This window comes from Pseudonocardia sp. NPDC049154 (genome assembly GCF_040648315.1).
GTDB lineage: Bacteria > Actinomycetota > Actinomycetes > Mycobacteriales > Pseudonocardiaceae > Pseudonocardia.
The window spans coordinates 1-16,479 of record NZ_JBEZDN010000159.1 but is presented as its reverse complement, the minus strand read 5'-3'; the positions used below and the strand labels follow the sequence as shown (position 1 = coordinate 16,479).

Genomic DNA, 16,479 nt, shown 5'->3' with positions numbered 1-16,479 from the left:
CCGGCCGCTCCGGCCGCGGGGCAGCCCGCCGCCCCGGCGGCGCCGGAGGCCGCGGCCAACCCGATGCCGGCCCAGGCGCCTGCGCAGTCGCAGCTCGCCGCGGACGCCGGGGCCCAGCAGGACGCGCCGCAGGGCGAGTCCGCGCAGGGCGCGCCCGCCAACCCCAACGCCGAGGCGGCGACCCAGGAGACCCCGCAGACCCACGAGACCCAGGAGCAGCAGGGGCAGGGCACGCAGGCGCAGGACCAGCAGGCCGCCCAGGCCCCGGCCCCGACCGGTGGCGGAGCGGGCTGATGGCCGTCGCGCCCCCGCGCGCCCGTCCCGGCTCCCGCCCGCGGTCCGGTCCGCGGCGCCCGCCGGGGCCGCCGCGCCGGCCCGCCTCACGCCTGGGGCTGGCGGACCGGCGCTTCCGGATCGGCCGGCTGGTCCTGGTCGTGCTGCTGCTGGCCTCGGCCGTGCAGCTGCTCCTGATCCAGACCGTGCGCGCCGGCGACCTCACCGCGAGCGCCGAGAAGCAGCGCACCACGAAGATCACGATCGCGGCGGAGCGCGGCGCGATCCTCGACCGCAACGGCACCCGGCTGGCCTTCTCCACCGAGGCCCGCGCGCTCGTCACGAACCCGCGGCTGATCAGCTCGGTGAAGAAGGAGCAGGCCGGTGCGTACAAGACCGAGATGGCGCAGGCCGTCGCCCAGGCCACGGGCGGCGACGCCAACGCGATCCAGGAGCAGCTGAACGCCGACCGCGGCTACGTCGTGCTCACCACCAGCGCGGACCCGGACGTCGCGCGTGCCCTGGAGGAGCGCTTCCCGGAGATCGCCGAGGAGAAGCGGGAGTCGCGCCAGTACCCGTCCGGCACCCTGGCGGCCAACGTCATCGGGGCCGCCACGTGGAGCGCGGACAACCAGAAGCTGGTTGGCCGCGTCGGCCTGGAGAGCGCCGACGACGACGTCCTCGCCGGTACGGACGGCTTCCAGGTCGTCGACACCGCGGAGGGCAGCGACACCGTCATCCCCGGGAGCACCCGCGCCCAGCAGGCGGCGGTCCCCGGCTCGGACGTCGAGCTGACGATCGACTCGGACCTGCAGTACGTGGTGCAGCAGAAGCTGCAGGACTACGTGGCGAGGACGGGCGCCAAGGGCGGCTCGGCGGTCGTGCTGGACTCGGCGACGGGACAGGTCCGGGCCATGGCGAACGGGACGACCTTCGACCCGCGCCAGCTCGCCACCTCGGACCCGTCGACGCTCGGCAACGCCGCGGTGTCCAGCCCGTTCGAGCCGGGGTCGGTCAACAAGATCGTGACCATGGCCGGGGCGCTGGAGTACGGCATCGCCAAGCCGGACGACGTGCTCGACGTCCCGGGGAGCATCAAGGTCGCCGACCGCACCGTGCACGACGCCTGGGACCACGGGCTGGACCACTACACCCTGACCGGCGTGCTGGCGAAGTCGTCCAACGTCGGCACGATCATGACGGCGGAGAAGCTGGGCCCGGACCGCTTCTCGGACATGCTGGCGCGCTTCGGGATCGGCCAGCGCACCGGCGTCGGGCTGCCCGGCGAGAGCGGCGGCTCGGTACCGGCGCGCTCGGCCTGGTCCGGCTCGACCTTCGGCAACCTGCCCATCGGCCAGGGCCTGTCGATGACCGTGCTGCAGATGGCCGGGATGTACCAGGCCGTGGCCAACGACGGGATGCGGATCCCGCCGCGGATCGTCGGCGCCACCATCGCGCCGGACGGCTCGCGGACCGAGACCCCGCAGCCGGAGGGCGTGCGCGTGGTGTCGCCGGAGACGGCGGCGCAGCTGCGCACGATGCTCACCGCGGTCACGCAGAAGGCGCCGGGACAGCAGGGCACCGGGTACACCGCGCAGGTCCCGGGCTACCAGGTCGCCGGCAAGACCGGCACGGCCCAGCAGGTCGACCCGAAGTGCGGCTGCTACGCCTCGTCGACGTACTGGATCACCTTCGCGGGCATGATGCCGGCGCAGGACCCGCGGTTCGTGGTGGCGATCATGCTCGACGCGCCGAAGGGCGGCACCTCGGCCGCGCCGCTGTTCCACGACATCGCCTCCTACCTGGGGCAGAAGGAGAACATCCCGGTCGGCGAGCCGGCCCCGGTGCAGACCCTGGTGGCGCCCTGAGCCGCGCGTGATCCGACCGTCGTCCCACCGGCCCCCGGGCGTCCGACCGGGGGCCGGTCCGGCGTGCGCGGACGCCTCGCGACGAGCGCCGGCGGCCTGCGCGGGGCGGGTGGTGCGGGGGAGGGGCGCCCTGCGGCCCTCGGTAGCCTCCCCGACGTGTCGCCCGCCAGCTCCGCCCCCACGGACCGCCCGACGGACGCGCGCGTGACGGCCGGGCAGCAGGGTCTTCTCCCGCGCCCCGCGCGGGTCGCCCCCGCCGACCTCGCCCGCCTCGCCGCGCTGACCGGGGCCGAGCCGTACCTGGCGGAGGGACCCGCGGTCGGCGTCACCGGCGTGACCCACCGCAACTCCGACGTCCGCCCCGGCGACCTGTTCGCCGCGCTGCCGGGCGCCCGCGCCCACGGCGCCGACTTCGCGGGCGCGGCGCTCGCCGCCGGCGCGGCCGCCGTCCTCACCGACCCGGCCGGGCTGACCCGCCCCGAGCTGCGCGAGGCCGTCGAGCGGGGGTCGGTGCGGGCGCTGCTGCACCCGCACCCCCGCACCGTCCTCGGCGCGTTGTCCGCCGCCGTCTACGGGGACCCGACCGCGGACCTCACCGTCCTCGGCGTGACCGGGACCAGCGGCAAGACCACGGTGGCCCACTTCCTCGAGGCCGGGCTGCGGGCCGGGGGCCGGGCGACGGGGCTGCTCGGCACCGTCCAGACCCGGATCGGCGAGGACCGCCTGCCCAGCGCGTTCACCACGCCCGAGGCGCCGGACCTGCAGGCGCTGTTCGCCGTGATGCGCGAGCACGGGGTCTCCGACGTCGCCATGGAGGTCTCCAGCCACGCGCTGGCGATGGGACGCGTGGCCGGCACCCGCTTCGCGGTGGGCGCCTTCACGAACCTCTCGCAGGACCACCTGGACTTCCACCACGACATGGAGGAGTACTTCGCCGCCAAGGCACGCCTGTTCGTCGACGACGAGCTGCGCGCGGCGAAGGGCGTCGTCTGCGTCGACGACGAGTGGGGCCGCCGGCTCGCCGGGATGGCCCCCGACGCCGTCACCGTCTCCACCGTCGCTCCTGCCGACTGGACCGCCCGGGACCTGGTGACCGATCCCGACGGCGCCCAGCAGGCCGTCGTCGTCGCGCCGGACGGGCAGGAGATCCCCCTGCGGCTGCAACTGCCGGGCGCCTTCAACATCGCCAACGCGGTGCTGGCCCTGGCCGTGCTCGACCTCGCCGGGGTGCCCGCCGCCGTCGCGGCGCCCCGGTTCGCCGATCTCGCCGTCCCGGGCCGGATGCAGCGGGTCGAGGCGGGGCAGCGGTTCCTGGCGGTCGTCGACTACGCCCACAAGCCCGCCGCCGTCGCCGCGCTGCTCGACGCACTGCGCGCCCAGCAGCCGCACGGCCGCGTGATCACGGTCCTCGGCTGCGGCGGCGACCGCGACACCGGCAAGCGCCCGCTCATGGGGGCCGCCGCGGCCGCGCGCTCGGACGTGCTGATCGTCACGGACGACAACCCGCGCACCGAGGACCCCGCCGAGGTCCGGGCCGCCATGCGCGCAGGTGCCGAGGCCGAACCCGCCCGCGGCGACATCCTCGAGATCGGCGACCGGCGCGCGGCGATCATCGCCGCCGTCGAGGTGGCGAAACCCGGCGACGTGGTGGTCGTTGCGGGTAAGGGACACGAGACCGGCCAGGAGGTCCACGGGGTCAAGCACCCGTTCGACGACGTGGACGAGCTCGCCGCGGCGATCCGCGCCGCAGGGCGATGATCCGGGGATCGAGGAAGGCACGATGATCGAGATGCGGCTGGCCGAGGTCGCCGCCGTGACCGGGGGCAGGCTCCACCGGGCGACGGGCGACGAGCCCGTCACCGGCGTGGAGTTCGACTCCCGGAAGGTCGGGCCGGGCGGGCTGTTCCTCGCCCTGCCCGGGGAGCGCGCCGACGGCCACGACTTCGCGGCCGCGGCGGTGGCGGCCGGCGCCTCGGCGGTGCTCGCCGGGCGCGAGGTCGACGCCCCGGCCGTGATCGCCCCGGCGGCGGAGGACTCGTTCGCCGGCACGGACCTCGGCGACGCCGACCCGGACGGCTCCGGGGCCGCCGTGCTGACCGCGCTGGGCAGGCTCGCCCGGCACTCGGTCACGCACCTGCCGGACCTGCAGGTCGTCGGCGTGACCGGCAGCTCGGGAAAGACCTCCACGAAGGACCTGATCGCGGCCGTGCTGCGCCCGCTCGGCGAGACCGTCGCCCCGCCCGGGTCGTTCAACAACGAGCTGGGCCACCCGTGGACCGCGCTGCGCGCCGACGCCGCGACCCGGCACCTCGTGCTGGAGCTCTCGGCCCGCGGGCCGGGACACATCGCGCGGCTGTGCCGGATCGCGCCGCCGCGGATCGGCGTGGTGCTCAACGTCGGCAGCGCGCACGTCGGCGAGTTCGGCTCGCCGGAGGCGATCGCGCAGGCCAAGGGCGAGCTGGTCGAGGCCCTGCCCGCGGCGGGCGAGGGCGGTGTCGCGGTGCTGAACCTCGACGACCCGCGGGTCGCCGCGATGGCCTCCCGGACCGCCGCCCGCGTCGTCGGGTACGGGACGGACGGCGCGGTGCAGGCCGCCGACGTCCGGCTCGAGGCCGGGCGTGCCTCGTTCCGCCTGGTCACCCCGGCCGGCGAGGCGCCGGTCGCGCTGCAGCTGGTCGGCGAGCACCACGTGGGCAACGCCCTCGCCGCGGCCGCTGTCGCGCTCGAGCTCGGCGGCACGCCGGAGGGGATCGCCGCGGCGCTGTCCGCCGCCGGCGCCGCCTCCCGCTGGCGGATGGAGGTCACCGACCGGGCGGACGGGGTGACCGTCGTCAACGACGCCTACAACGCCAACCCCGAGTCGATGACCGCCGCGCTGCGAGCCCTCGCGGCGATCGGCGGTGGCCAGGCAGGTGCGCAGCGGCGTCGGACGTGGGCCGTGCTGGGCCCGATGGCCGAGCTCGGCGACACCGCCCCGGCCGCGCACGCGCAGGTCGCGGACGTGGTGCGGGAGCTGGGGGTGGACCGTTTCGTGGCCGTCGGCACGGACCTCTACGGGACCGAACAGGTGGCCGACCGGGACGCCGCGGCCGCCCTGCTGGCCGACCAGGTCCGCGCCGGCGACGTCGTGCTGGTCAAGGCGTCGCGCTCGGCGGGCCTCGACCGGCTCGCCGCCGCGCTGCTGGAACAGGAGCTGATCCGACAGTGAGGGGCGTCTTCGTCGCGGCCGGGGTCGCGCTGGCCCTGTCCATCCTGCTCACCCCCTACCTGATCCGCTTCTTCGCGCGGCAGGGCTTCGGCCAGGAGATCCGCGCCGACGGCCCGAAGAGCCACCAGACCAAGCGGGGCACGCCCACGATGGGCGGCGTCGCGATCCTGCTCGCGATCTGGGCGGGCTACCTGGTCGCGCACCTGCTCACCGGCGAGCCGATGACGGCGTCGGCGCTGCTGGTCCTGTTCCTCACCACCGCGCTGGGCGTCGTCGGGTTCGTCGACGACTTCCTCAAGCTGCGCCGGCGCCGGAACCTGGGCCTGAACAAGACGTCCAAGATCGTGGGCCAGGTGCTCACCGCGACGATCTTCAGCATCCTCGCGCTGCGCTTCGCCAACGCCCGCAACCTCACCCCGGCCTCGGAGTACCTGTCGTTCGTGCGGGACATCGCGGTGCTCGGGTTCGGAGTCGTCGGGTTCGTGATCCTGTGCAACCTGATCGTCGCGGCCTGGTCGAACGCCGTGAACCTCACCGACGGGCTCGACGGCCTGGCCGCCGGCACCGCCGCGATGGTGCTGGCGACGTACACGATCATCGGGTTCTGGCAGTTCCGGAACAGCTGCTCGGTCACCGCGGCCGCGGGCTGCTACGAGGTGCGCGACCCGCTCGACGTCGCGATCGTGGCCGCCGCCGCGATGGGCGGGTGCATCGGCTTCCTGTGGTGGAACGCCGCGCCGGCCCGCATCTTCATGGGCGACACGGGGTCGCTGGCCCTCGGCGGCCTGCTCGCCGGGCTGTCCATGGTCACCAAGACCGAGCTGCTGCTCGTCGTCATGGGCGGGGTGTTCGTGGTCGAGGCGCTGTCGGTCTCGCTGCAGATCATCGTCTTCCGCACCACCCGGAGGCGGCTGTTCCGGATGGCCCCCTTCCACCACCACTTCGAGCTGGCCGGCTGGGCCGAGACCACGGTGATCATCCGGTTCTGGCTGCTCGCCGCGATCTGCGCGGCGCTGGGGCTGGGGATCTTCTACTCCGAGTGGCTCTCCGCCTCGTCGGGACTGTAGAGATGCCGGGCCAGTTCGCCGGCCGGACCGTCCTCGTCGCGGGCGCCGGGATCTCCGGGATCGCGGCCGCCGAGGCGCTGCTCGCCGCCGGTGCCCGGACCCTGGTGTCGGACGACCGGGCCGCCGCCCTGGAGGACCTCCCGGCCGGCGCCGAGGCCGTCGGCGGGCTCCCCGAGGGCGTCGAGCTGATCGTCACCGGCCCTGGCCGTCGGCCCGACCACCCGCTCGTCGCCGAGGCGGCGGCCCGCGGGATCGAGGTCGTCGGCGAACCGGAGCTGGCGTGGCGGCTGGGGGCGGAGCGGGCGGTCCCGCCGGTCTGGCTGGTGGTCACCGGCACCAACGGCAAGACCACCTGCACCGGCATGCTCGCCGCCGTCCTGCGGGCCGCCGGGCTCGACGCCGTGGCCTGCGGCAACATCGGCTACCCCGTGGTCAGCGCGGTCGCGGCCGGGCACGCGGTGCTGGCCGTCGAGCTCTCCAGCTTCCAGCTGCACTGGTCGCCGTCGGTCGTCCCGGCCGCCGGCCTGGTGCTCAACGTCGCCGAGGACCATCTGGACTGGCACGGCGGGCTCGACGCGTACGCGGCCGCCAAGAGCCGCGCGCTGACCGGTCCCGTCGCGGTCGCGGGGGCCGACGACGCGATCGCCGCTCGCCTGCTCCGCGAGTCCCCGGCCGCGACGAAGGTCGGCGTGACCCTGGCCGAGCCCGGCCCGGGGCAGCTCGGCATCGTGGGGGAGCAGCTGGTCGACCGCGCCTTCGGTGACTCCGTCGTGCTCGCCGCGGTCGCGGACGTCACGCCGGGCGGGCCGCCCGGTCTCACGGACGCGCTCGCCGCCGCGGCGCTGGCTCGCGCCCAGGGCGTCGGGCCCGAGGCCGTCCGGGAGGGACTGGCCGGGTTCCGGCCCGGCCCGCACCGCTCCGCGCACGTCGGGACGGTGGCCGGCGTCCGGTACGTCGACGACTCCAAGGCCACCAACCCGCACGCCGCCGACGCCGCCCTCGCCGCCCAGCCCGCGGGGCGGATCGTCTGGGTCGTGGGCGGGCTGCTCAAGGGAGCCCACGTCGACGAGCTGGTGGCGCGGCACGCCGACCGGCTGGCCGGGGCCGTGATCATCGGTACCGATCGGGCGGAGATCGTCGACGCACTCGCGCGACACGCGCCCCAGATCCCCGCCGTCGAGGTGACCCAGGGCGACGATGAGGTCATGTCCTCCGCCGTCCGCCGTGCCGCCGCACTCGCCCGGCCGGGGGATGTCGTACTCCTCGCACCCGCGGCGGCGTCCATGGACCAGTTCCGGGACTACGCGGAGCGCGGCGAGGCGTTCGCCGCCGCCGTGGCGGCCCTGGGGGAGTCGGCGGAGGCCGGCGCAGCGGAGGGCGGGGCCGGGGAGCCGGGCGCATGAGCGCGCCGACCCGGAGCCCGCGCCGCCCGTCGCGGCCCCCGCGCACGGACAGCCTGGCGCCCGCGCGCGCCGCCGTCGCCCGCGGCGCCAAGGCGCTGCAGGCCTGGCTGCGCCGCCCGCTCACGTCGCTCCACCTGATCCTCGGCGTCTTCGGGCTGCTGACGATCTTCGGCCTCGTGATGGTGCTGTCGGCGTCGTCGGTGGAGTCGTACTCCGCGGGCGGCTCGTCGTACTCGGTGTTCGTCCGCCAGCTCGGCTTCTGCGCGGCCGGGCTGGTGCTCTTCTACCTCGGGCTGCGGATCCCGCCGAAGCGGATGCGCGCCCTGGCGCCCTGGCTGCTGATCGCCGGTGTCGTCCTGCTGGTCGCGGTGCTGATCCCCGGCGTCGGCGTGGTGCGCAACGGCTCCCGCGCCTGGTTCGCGATCGGCTCCTTCTCGCTGCAGCCGTCGGAGGGCGTCAAGGTCGCGCTCACGCTCTGGGGCGCGCACGTGCTCGTCGCCCGGCGCAACGTGATGCACCGCTGGAAGCACGCGCTCAACCCGCTGGTCCCGGTCACGCTGCTGCTGCTCACCCTGCTCGTCCTCGAGCCGGACCTGGGCATGACGATCTCGCTCGGCATCGTGATGATCGCGCTGCTGTGGTTCGGCGGCGCCCCGATGAAGCTGATCGCGGCGATCACCGTGGGCGGGCTCGCCGGCGCGATCATCCTCGGCCTCACCGCGGGCTACCGGGTCAGCCGCATCACGGCCTTCCTCTCGTCGGACACCACCGACCCGCTCGGCCCCGCCTACCAGGCCACCCAGGCCCTCTACTCGCTGGCCGACGGCGGGTTGTTCGGTGTGGGGCTCGGCCAGGGCCGCGCCAAGTGGGACTACCTGCCCAACGCGCACAACGACTTCATCTTCGCGATCATCGGCGAGGAGCTCGGCCTGGTCGGGGCGTTCGCCGTCCTCGCCCTGTTCGCCACGCTCGCCTACACCGGCCTGCGCATCGCCAAGCGCAGCACCGACCCGTGGCTGCGGCTGGTGACCGCGGCGTCGACGACCTGGCTCGTGGTGCAGGCCGCGATCAACATCGGGTACGTCGTCGGGCTGCTGCCGGTCACCGGGCTCCAGCTGCCGCTCATCTCCTCCGGGGGGACCTCCCTCGTCGTGACCATGTTCGTGTTCGGCATGCTGACGAACGCGGCCCGGCACGAGCCCGAGGCCGTGGCGGCGCTGCGGTCGGACGGCCAGGGCCGGATCGCCTCGTTCCTGCGGCTCCCGCTGCCGGAGCCCTACCGGGCGCCCGCGCCGCGCCCGCCGGTCCAGCGGTCGGTCCGCCGCTGACGCCCGCCGCTAGACCCCAGACAGCTGAAGCCACGAGCGGAGACGATGAGCGAGTACGGCACCCAGTTCCTGCCGCGGATGGGCCCGGGCCCGTCGGTGGTGGTCGCCGGCGGCGGCACCGCCGGGCACATCGAGCCGGCGCTCGCCCTCGCCGATGCCATCAAGCGGCTGCGGCCCGACGCGACGGTCACGGCCCTGGGCACGGAGAAGGGCCTCGACACGCGGCTGATCCCGGCGCGCGGCTACCCGCTCGAGCTGATCCCCCCGGTCCCGCTGCCGCGCAAGCCGACCGCGGACCTACTGCGGCTTCCCGGCAAGTTGCGCGGCGCCGTGGCCCGGGTGCGCGAGGTGCTCACCAAGGTCGAGGCCGACGTGGTGGTGGGCTTCGGCGGGTTCGTCGCGCTGCCGGCCTACCTCGGCGCCCGTGGACGCGTGCCGATCGTGGTGCACGAGGCCAACGCCCGCGCTGGGCTGGCCAACAAGGTGGGCGCGCGGTTCGCCGCGGCCGTCGTGGCCGCGGTGCCCGGCAGCGGCCTGCCCGGCGCGCAGGTGCTCGGCATCCCGCTGCGGCACGCCGTCACCACGCTGGACCGGGCCGGGTTGCGCGCCGAGGCCCGCCGGCGCTTCGGGCTGCCCCCGAACGGCCCGGTGCTGCTGGTCTTCGGCGGCTCGCAGGGCGCCCGGTCGTTGAACGGCGCGGTGGCCCAGGCGCTGCCGGGGCTGCTGCACGAGGGGATCGGCGTGCTGCACGCGCACGGCCCGACCGGGCAGGCCGCCCCGCCGCAGCCCGGGTACGTCCCGCTGCCCTACATCGACGGCATGCACCTCGCCTACGCCGCGGCCGACGCCGTGCTCTGCCGGGCCGGCGCGATGACGGTCGCCGAGGTCTCCGCCGTCGGGCTGCCCGCGGTGTACGTGCCGCTGCCGCACGGCAACGGCGAGCAGGCCCTCAACGCCGAACCGGTCGTGCAGGCCGGGGGCGGCGTCCTCGTGCCCGACGCCGAGCTGACCGGCGACCGCGTCCTCGCCGAGCTGGTCCCGTGGTTCCGCGAGCCGGGCCGGCTCGCCGCGATGGGCGCCGCGGCCCGCGCCTCCGGCCACGCCGACGCCGACGAGCGGCTGGCCCAGGTCGTGTTCGGGGTGCTGGGCCGGTGACCGCCGACGTGCTCCTTCCCGCGGAGGCGGAAGCATGACCGTGCACAGCTCCGTCCCGGTGCTGGGCCCGCGGGTGCACCTCATCGGCATCGGCGGGGCCGGGATGAGCGGGATCGCGCGGATCCTGCTGGCCCGCGGTGTCGAGGTGTCGGGGTCCGACGCCAAGGACTCGCGCACCGTCCTCGCGCTGCGGGCGCTGGGGGCGTCGATCGCCGTCGGGCACGCCGCGGAGAACCTCGACCGGCTCGGCGGGCCGCCCACGGTCGTCGTGTCGACCGCGATCCGGGAGTCCAACCCCGAGCTCGTGCGGGCCCGCGAACGAGGCCTCACCGTGGTGCACCGGGCGCAGGCCCTCGCCGCGCTCACCCAGGGCTACCGGGTCGCCGCCGTCGCGGGCACGCACGGCAAGACGTCCACGTCGTCGATGCTCACGGTCGCGCTGCAGCACTGCGGCGTGGACCCGTCGTTCGCCATCGGCGGGGACCTCACGGTCACCGGCGCCGGGGCGCACCACGGCGAGGGCGACGTCTTCGTGGTCGAGGCGGACGAGTCGGACGGCTCGTTCACGGCGTACGCGCCGCTCGTCGCGGTCGTCACCAACGTCGAGCCCGACCACCTCGACCACCACGGGGACGAGGCCGCCTACCGGGCCGTGTTCGAGGAGTTCCTCGGCAGGCTCGCGCCCGGCGGCACGCTCGTGACCTGCGTGGACGACGAGGGTGCCGAGCGGCTGGCCGTGCTCGCCGAGTCCGGCGGGATCCCCGTCCGGCGGTACGGGCGCACCGCGACCGGTCCCGAGGACGCCGTCCTCCTCGACTTCACGCCGGAGGGCGCCGGCTCGCGCGTGCGGGCCCGGCACGCCGGCGTGGAGCGGGAGCTGCGGCTGGCCGTGCCCGGCGAGCACATGGCGCTCAACGCCCTCGGCGCGCTGCTGGCCGGGGTCGCACTGGGTGCGCCCGTCGTCGGCCTGGTCGAGGGGCTCGCGGTGTTCGACGGCGTCCGGCGCCGGTTCGAGTTCAAGGGCCGCGCGGCCGGCGTGGCCGTCTACGACGACTACGCCCACCACCCCACCGAGGTCGCCGCCACCCTGCGCGCGGCCCGCGAGGTGCAGCAGGGCCGGGTCATCGTGGCGTTCCAGCCGCACCTCTACTCCCGCACGAGGACCTTCGCCGAGGACTTCGGGCGGTCGCTCGCGCTCGCCGACGAGGTCGTGGTGCTCGACGTCTACGGCGCCCGGGAGGACCCCGAGCCGGGCGTGAGCGGCGCGCTGGTGGCCGACGCGGTGCCCCTGCCGGCCGAGCAGGTGCACTTCGTCCCGGCGTGGGGGGACGTGCCGAGCGTGCTCGCCGGCCTGGCCCGCCCCGGTGACCTGGTCCTCACGATGGGCGCCGGCGACGTCACCGTGCTCGGCCCCGAGATCCTCCTCGAGCTGGACCGGGCCGCGACGTGACCCGGCCCTCCTCCACCCGGCGTGGGCGCCGGTCGTCGGACCGCTCGGCCGAGCGGGCCGCCGACCGGCTGCCCGCGCGCCCGGCCGCCGCCGAGCGCGCCCGCCGCATCCGCGAGGAGCGGGCGGCGCAGCGGGGCCGGCTGCTGCCGCAGCAGCGGCGGGTGGAGGAGAAGCGGGCGCGGAGGACGGCGCGACGGTCGGCCCGGAAGTCGGCGAAGGCGGCCCGGAAGGCGGCCCGGCCGGTCGACCGGCGTTTCCGGGTGCGGCGGCGGGTGGCGCTGACCCTGCTCGTCCTGATGCTGCTGTCCGCGCTCGGTGTGGGGTCGTGGCTCCTGCTCGCCCGCTCCGGGCTCGCCGACGTCGAGACCGTCGAGGTCACCGGCACGCTGACCGTGTCCCGGGACGCGGTGCTGGGAGCCGCGGCCGTCGAGACCGGGGTGCCGCTCGCCGAGGTCGACACCAAGGCCGTGGCCGGGCGGGTCGCCCGGCTGCCCGGGGTCGGTTCGGTGCAGGTCAGCCGCGGCTGGCCGCACACGGTGGAGATCGCCGTCGTCGAGCGGACCGCGGTGGCCCTGGCGCGGACCCCGCAGGGCGTCACGCTGGTCGACGCCACCGGGGTCGCCTATCTGAAGGCGCCGGAGGTTCCGCCGGCGCTGCCCATGCTGGGCTTCGGCGCCGTCGGGCCGGACGACCCGTCGACCCGGGCGGCCCTCGCCGTCCTCGAGGCGCTGCCGCCGGACCTCCGCGGGCAGGTCACCACGATCGACGTCGACAACGCGGCCACCGAGCCCACCGTCCGGCTCGGGCTGGGGGAGCGGCAGGTGCTGTTCGGCTCCGTCGACCGCGCCGACCGGAAGATCGCCGTGCTGGTGCCGCTGCTGACCCAGGAGGGCTCGGTCTACGACGTCTCGAGCCCGGAGCTCCCGACCGTCACACGCTGACCGGCCGTTCCTGAGACATCCGTTGCTCCGTCCGGAGCAGCGAACCACTCTCCGTCAGGCCGGATGGACCGTGGGTCACGAGCAGGTCACGGATAGTCGCTTCCACACCATCGAGGTGTTGCCGACGCGCGGCGCGCCTGCTGGACCGTGCCCCCTCCTCGGACCTAGCGTTCGACCGCGAACGGCCCGGACAGACCTGCTGGACGGAGCTGACCCGGACCCGAGCAACCGAGAGGTGCCGCGCATGACGCCCCCGCACAACTACCTCGCCGTGATCAAGGTGGTCGGCATCGGTGGCGGCGGCGTGAACGCCGTCAACCGCATGATCGAGGTCGGCCTCAAGGGCGTCGAGTTCATCGCGGTGAACACCGACGCGCAGGCCCTCCTCATGTCCGACGCGGACGTGAAGCTCGACATCGGGCGCGAGCTGACCCGCGGCCTCGGTGCGGGCGCCAACCCCGAGGTGGGCCGCAAGGCCGCCGAGGACCACCGCGAGGAGATCGAGGAGGTCCTCAAGGGGGCCGACATGGTCTTCGTGACCGCCGGCGAGGGCGGCGGGACGGGCACCGGCGGTGCGCCGGTCGTCGCGTCCATCGCCCGCAAGCTCGGTGCGCTCACCATCGGCGTGGTCACCCGCCCCTTCACCTTCGAGGGGCGCCGGCGCGCCGGCCAGGCGGAGGACGGGATCACCCAGCTCCGCAACGAGTGCGACACCCTGATCGTCATCCCCAACGACCGGCTGCTGCAGCTCGGCGACGTCGGCGTCTCCCTGATGGACGCCTTCCGCTCCGCCGACGAGGTGCTGCTCTCCGGTGTCCAGGGCATCACGAACCTGATCACCACGCCCGGTCTGATCAACCTCGACTTCGCCGACGTCAAGTCGGTCATGTCCGGTGCGGGGTCCGCCTTGATGGGCATCGGGTCGGCCAGAGGGGAGGGCAGGGCCGTGCAGGCCGCCGGCAAGGCGATCAACTCGCCGCTGCTGGAGGCGTCGATGGACGGCGCCCAGGGCGTGCTGCTGTCGATCGCGGGCGGCTCCGACCTCGGCCTGTTCGAGATCAACGAGGCGGCGTCGCTGGTCCAGGAGGCCGCGCACCCCGAGGCCAACATCATCTTCGGCACGGTGATCGACGACTCCCTCGGTGACGAGGTGCGCATCACGGTGATAGCGGCCGGGTTCGAGGGCGGCACGCCCACGCACAAGAAGCTGGAGCCCTCCGCCTTCCGCTCGGCCGAGCCCACCGCCCCGGCGGCCGCCGCGCCGCCCCCGCCCGCCGCGCCGCCGGCGCCGCAGAGCCCGCCGCCCGCCTCGGGGAACACCGGCAACGGGCACACGGGGTACTCGGGGCACTCGGCGGGATCGTCGACGGCGTTCGGGTCCGGTGCGAACCAGAGCGGGACGCTCCCGCCCGTCGCCCCGTACTCGCCGCCTGCCCCCCGCCAGCCCGAGGTGGCCCGGCAGAACCCGGCCATGACGGAGCTGGGCGGTCCGGTGGGGGAGGGACCGGTGTCCTCCCCGTCGGGCGCGCACGCACAGCCCGACCCGGCCCCGGCGCCGGCCCCCTCGTCCTCCGCCGCCCCCCAGGCCGCCGAGAACCGGGAGACCGAGGTCGACGACGACGTCGACGTACCGCCCTTCATGCGCCGCTGAGGTTCGGCGGACCTGCCGCGACGGGGTGCCGACACCCGGCACCCCGCCGTGCGCGACAGGCCTGCCGGGTCCCGGCCGGCGCACGCGCCGGGACTCGGCGCGCCAGCCCCGGCAGGTGTGCGAGCAAGCGGTTGCGGCGTGGTTAGGGTCGTGGGGTGAGTGAGACGGCGCAGCGCGCGCGGGTCCGCAGGGTCGTGACCACCCGGGCGGGCGGCCGGTCCGCCGCCCCCTTCGACAGCTTCAACCTGTCCCGGGCGGTGGGCGACGACCCCGCCGCCGTCGACGCCAACCGCTACCGGCTCACGCGCGAGCTGGGCCTGCGCGGCACCGTGTTCCTGAACCAGGTGCACGGCACGCGCGTCGTCACGGTCACCGAGCCGCCGCGGCGCAGCGCGCCGGACGTCCCGGAGACCGATGCCGCCGTCACCGCCGTCCCGGGGATCGGGCTGGCGGTGCTCGCGGCGGACTGCACCCCCGTCCTGCTGTCGGACCCGAGGGCCGGCGTCGTCGGCGCGGCGCACGCCGGGCGGGTCGGGGCGGCCGCCGGGGTGGTGCCCGCGACCGTGGCGGCCATGCAGGAGCTGGGCGCGGCCGTCGAGGACATCGAGGTGTTGCTCGGCCCGGCGGCCTGCGGGCTCTGCTACGAGGTGCCCGCGGAGATGCGCGCGGAGGTCGAGGCCGCGCTGCCCGGCAGCGCGGCGGAGACCCGCCGGGGCACGCCCTCGGTCGACGTCCGCGCCGGGCTCCACCGTCAGCTCGCCGGGCTCGGCGTCACCAAGGTCGGTGTGGACCCGCGCTGCACCCTCGAGGACCCGGCCCTGTTCAGCCACCGGCGGGACCAGCGGACCGGGCGGCTCGCGGGCGTCGTCTGGCTCGACGCCGGCGTCTGAGGCGCCGTTCCCGATCACGAGAACTGCCCGGAGGGACGTTCGGGAGACATCACGGTTGCGTGACGCTCGCGACACCACCCCTTCGGCTCGCGGGTCCCGGCGGACACGTTCCGTAAGGTTCGCCGGGTGACCCAGGAGGCCTCCCCGGAACGGCGCGCCGAGCTCGAGCGGCGCCTCGGGGAGGTGCGCGCCCGGATCGCGAAGGCCTGCGCCGCAGCCGGACGCGACCCGGACGAGGTGGAGCTGCTCGCGGTCACCAAGACGATCCCCGCGGCCGACGTCGCGGCGCTGGTCGACCTCGGGCTCGTCGCGTTCGGTGAGAACCGTGCCCAGGAGGCGGCGGCCAAGGTCGAGGAGCTGCGGGCCCTGCGGCCCGCCGCGCCGCTGCGGTGGCACTTCGTCGGCGGGCTGCAGCGGAACAAGGCGAAGCTGGTGGTCCCGTGGGTGACACGGGTCGAGAGCGTCGACTCCACCCGATTGGCCGCCGCGCTCGACAAGGCGGTGCTCCGCGCGCTCGACGAGGGCGTGCGGACGGAGCCGCTGCCGGTGCTCCTCCAGTACAGCGTGGACGGTGACCCGGACCGCGGCGGCGTGCCCGACGACGGCCTGCTCGCGCTCGCGGACCAGGTCGCAGGGGCATCCGGGCTCGTCCTCGAAGGACTGATGAGCGTCGCCCCGCTGGGTGCCGACGTCGAGGAGTCGTTTGCCGCGATCGAGGCGGCGGGTAGGCGGGTGCGGTCCTCGCACCCCGGCGCGACCGTGCTGTCGGCCGGGATGAGCGGGGATCTGGAGGTGGCGATCCGTCACGGTTCGACGGTCGCGCGTGTCGGAACGGCCCTTGTGGGGGACCGGACGTTAACCTCCCGGTGATCGCCCGGTCCGCGGGGGCGGACCGGCGTCGGGGGCGTCGAGGATTGGGAGCACGGATGAGTGCGATGTACCGGCTCAAGGCCTACTTCGGCATGGTGCCCGCCGAGGAGATGGACTACGCCGACGAGCCGGACGCCTTCGCCGATCCGCGCCGCGCACCCCGCGCCCGCGCCGACCGCTGGTCCGACCCGGACGACCGCTTCGACGACGCGCCGGGCCCCCGGAGCGACTACGCCGAGTACGACACGGGCCGCGACGAGCGCCCGCTGGACGACTGGAACCGCCGGTCGGCGCGCGGGTGTGGCCGAGGTAGTTGATCCACCCCGTACCCGTGTACTCCCAGGTCAGGTCGATGTCCCCGGTCTTCAGCGCGAG

Annotated in this window: 14 protein-coding genes; all 14 read left to right on the top strand. The window is 75.5% G+C overall.

Features of this window, described 5'->3' with window-relative positions; all coding sequences use genetic code 11:
- Positions 1-294, top strand: a 294-nt coding sequence (locus tag AB0B41_RS39055; protein WP_358212074.1) for a hypothetical protein, incomplete at its 5' end; no start/stop codon positions are given.
- Positions 294-2,141 carry a penicillin-binding protein 2 gene (locus AB0B41_RS39050; RefSeq protein ID WP_358212073.1) on the top strand — a complete coding sequence of 616 codons (1,848 nt, stop codon included), beginning with the start codon at positions 294-296 and terminating at the stop codon, positions 2,139-2,141. The genes AB0B41_RS39055 and AB0B41_RS39050, both read left to right, overlap by 1 nt.
- Before the next feature lie 156 nt (positions 2,142-2,297).
- Positions 2,298-3,899: a UDP-N-acetylmuramoyl-L-alanyl-D-glutamate--2,6-diaminopimelate ligase gene (locus AB0B41_RS39045; protein ID WP_358212072.1), complete on the top strand. Its 1,602-nt coding sequence runs from the start codon at positions 2,298-2,300 to the stop codon at positions 3,897-3,899.
- Positions 3,900-3,921: 22 nt separating this feature from the next.
- Positions 3,922-5,349, top strand: coding sequence for a UDP-N-acetylmuramoyl-tripeptide--D-alanyl-D-alanine ligase (murF, locus tag AB0B41_RS39040; RefSeq protein ID WP_358212071.1), 1,428 nt, complete (start codon positions 3,922-3,924; stop codon positions 5,347-5,349).
- The gene (gene mraY / locus AB0B41_RS39035) at positions 5,346-6,416 is read left to right on the top strand and encodes a phospho-N-acetylmuramoyl-pentapeptide-transferase (RefSeq protein ID WP_037041768.1); all 1,071 of its coding nucleotides are present in this window, start codon (positions 5,346-5,348) and stop codon (positions 6,414-6,416) included. The genes murF and mraY overlap by 4 nt, the downstream gene beginning before the upstream one ends.
- 2 nt (positions 6,417-6,418) lie before the next feature.
- Positions 6,419-7,819 (top strand): UDP-N-acetylmuramoyl-L-alanine--D-glutamate ligase, encoded by a 1,401-nt coding sequence (gene murD, locus AB0B41_RS39030; protein WP_358212070.1) that lies wholly within the window; start codon positions 6,419-6,421, stop codon positions 7,817-7,819.
- On the top strand, positions 7,816-9,147 hold the full coding sequence (gene ftsW, locus AB0B41_RS39025) for a putative lipid II flippase FtsW (protein ID WP_358212069.1): 1,332 nt from the start codon (positions 7,816-7,818) through the stop codon (positions 9,145-9,147). The genes murD and ftsW overlap by 4 nt, the downstream gene beginning before the upstream one ends.
- 45 nt (positions 9,148-9,192) lie before the next feature.
- A complete protein-coding gene (murG, locus tag AB0B41_RS39020) occupies positions 9,193-10,302 on the top strand; it encodes an undecaprenyldiphospho-muramoylpentapeptide beta-N-acetylglucosaminyltransferase (RefSeq protein ID WP_358212068.1) in 1,110 nt (369 codons plus the stop codon).
- 34 nt (positions 10,303-10,336) lie between these two features.
- Entirely contained in the window at positions 10,337-11,752 is a 1,416-nt protein-coding gene (murC, locus tag AB0B41_RS39015; protein ID WP_358212067.1) for a UDP-N-acetylmuramate--L-alanine ligase, read from the top strand.
- Positions 11,749-12,693, top strand: a complete 945-nt coding sequence (locus AB0B41_RS39010; RefSeq protein WP_358212066.1) for an FtsQ-type POTRA domain-containing protein — start codon at positions 11,749-11,751, stop codon at positions 12,691-12,693. The genes murC and AB0B41_RS39010 overlap by 4 nt, the downstream gene beginning before the upstream one ends.
- Before the next feature lie 244 nt (positions 12,694-12,937).
- Positions 12,938-14,344, top strand: coding sequence for a cell division protein FtsZ (ftsZ, locus tag AB0B41_RS39005; RefSeq protein WP_358212065.1), 1,407 nt, complete (start codon positions 12,938-12,940; stop codon positions 14,342-14,344).
- A gap of 155 nt (positions 14,345-14,499) precedes the next feature.
- Entirely contained in the window at positions 14,500-15,234 is a 735-nt protein-coding gene (gene pgeF, locus AB0B41_RS39000; protein ID WP_358212064.1) for a peptidoglycan editing factor PgeF, read from the top strand.
- 126 nt (positions 15,235-15,360) lie between these two features.
- The gene (locus AB0B41_RS38995; RefSeq protein ID WP_358212063.1) at positions 15,361-16,104 is read left to right on the top strand and encodes a YggS family pyridoxal phosphate-dependent enzyme; all 744 of its coding nucleotides are present in this window, start codon (positions 15,361-15,363) and stop codon (positions 16,102-16,104) included.
- 56 nt (positions 16,105-16,160) lie between these two features.
- Positions 16,161-16,421 carry a hypothetical protein gene (locus AB0B41_RS38990; protein WP_358212062.1) on the top strand — a complete coding sequence of 87 codons (261 nt, stop codon included), beginning with the start codon at positions 16,161-16,163 and terminating at the stop codon, positions 16,419-16,421.
- The last annotated feature ends 58 nt before the right edge of the window (positions 16,422-16,479 follow it).

Bases quoted from the DNA above. Each gene is read 5' to 3' on its own strand.
- murG (WP_358212068.1), top strand. From the start codon at position 9,193: ATGAGCGAGTACGGCACCCAGTTCCTGCCGCGGATGGGCCCGGGCCCG.
- murC (WP_358212067.1), top strand. From the start codon at position 10,337: ATGACCGTGCACAGCTCCGTCCCGGTGCTGGGCCCGCGGGTGCACCTC.
- murF (WP_358212071.1), top strand. From the start codon at position 3,922: ATGATCGAGATGCGGCTGGCCGAGGTCGCCGCCGTGACCGGGGGCAGG.
- murD (WP_358212070.1), top strand. From the start codon at position 6,419: ATGCCGGGCCAGTTCGCCGGCCGGACCGTCCTCGTCGCGGGCGCCGGG.
- AB0B41_RS39050 (WP_358212073.1), top strand. From the start codon at position 294: ATGGCCGTCGCGCCCCCGCGCGCCCGTCCCGGCTCCCGCCCGCGGTCC.
- AB0B41_RS38990 (WP_358212062.1), top strand. From the start codon at position 16,161: ATGAGTGCGATGTACCGGCTCAAGGCCTACTTCGGCATGGTGCCCGCC.
- ftsW (WP_358212069.1), top strand. From the start codon at position 7,816: ATGAGCGCGCCGACCCGGAGCCCGCGCCGCCCGTCGCGGCCCCCGCGC.
- ftsZ (WP_358212065.1), top strand. From the start codon at position 12,938: ATGACGCCCCCGCACAACTACCTCGCCGTGATCAAGGTGGTCGGCATC.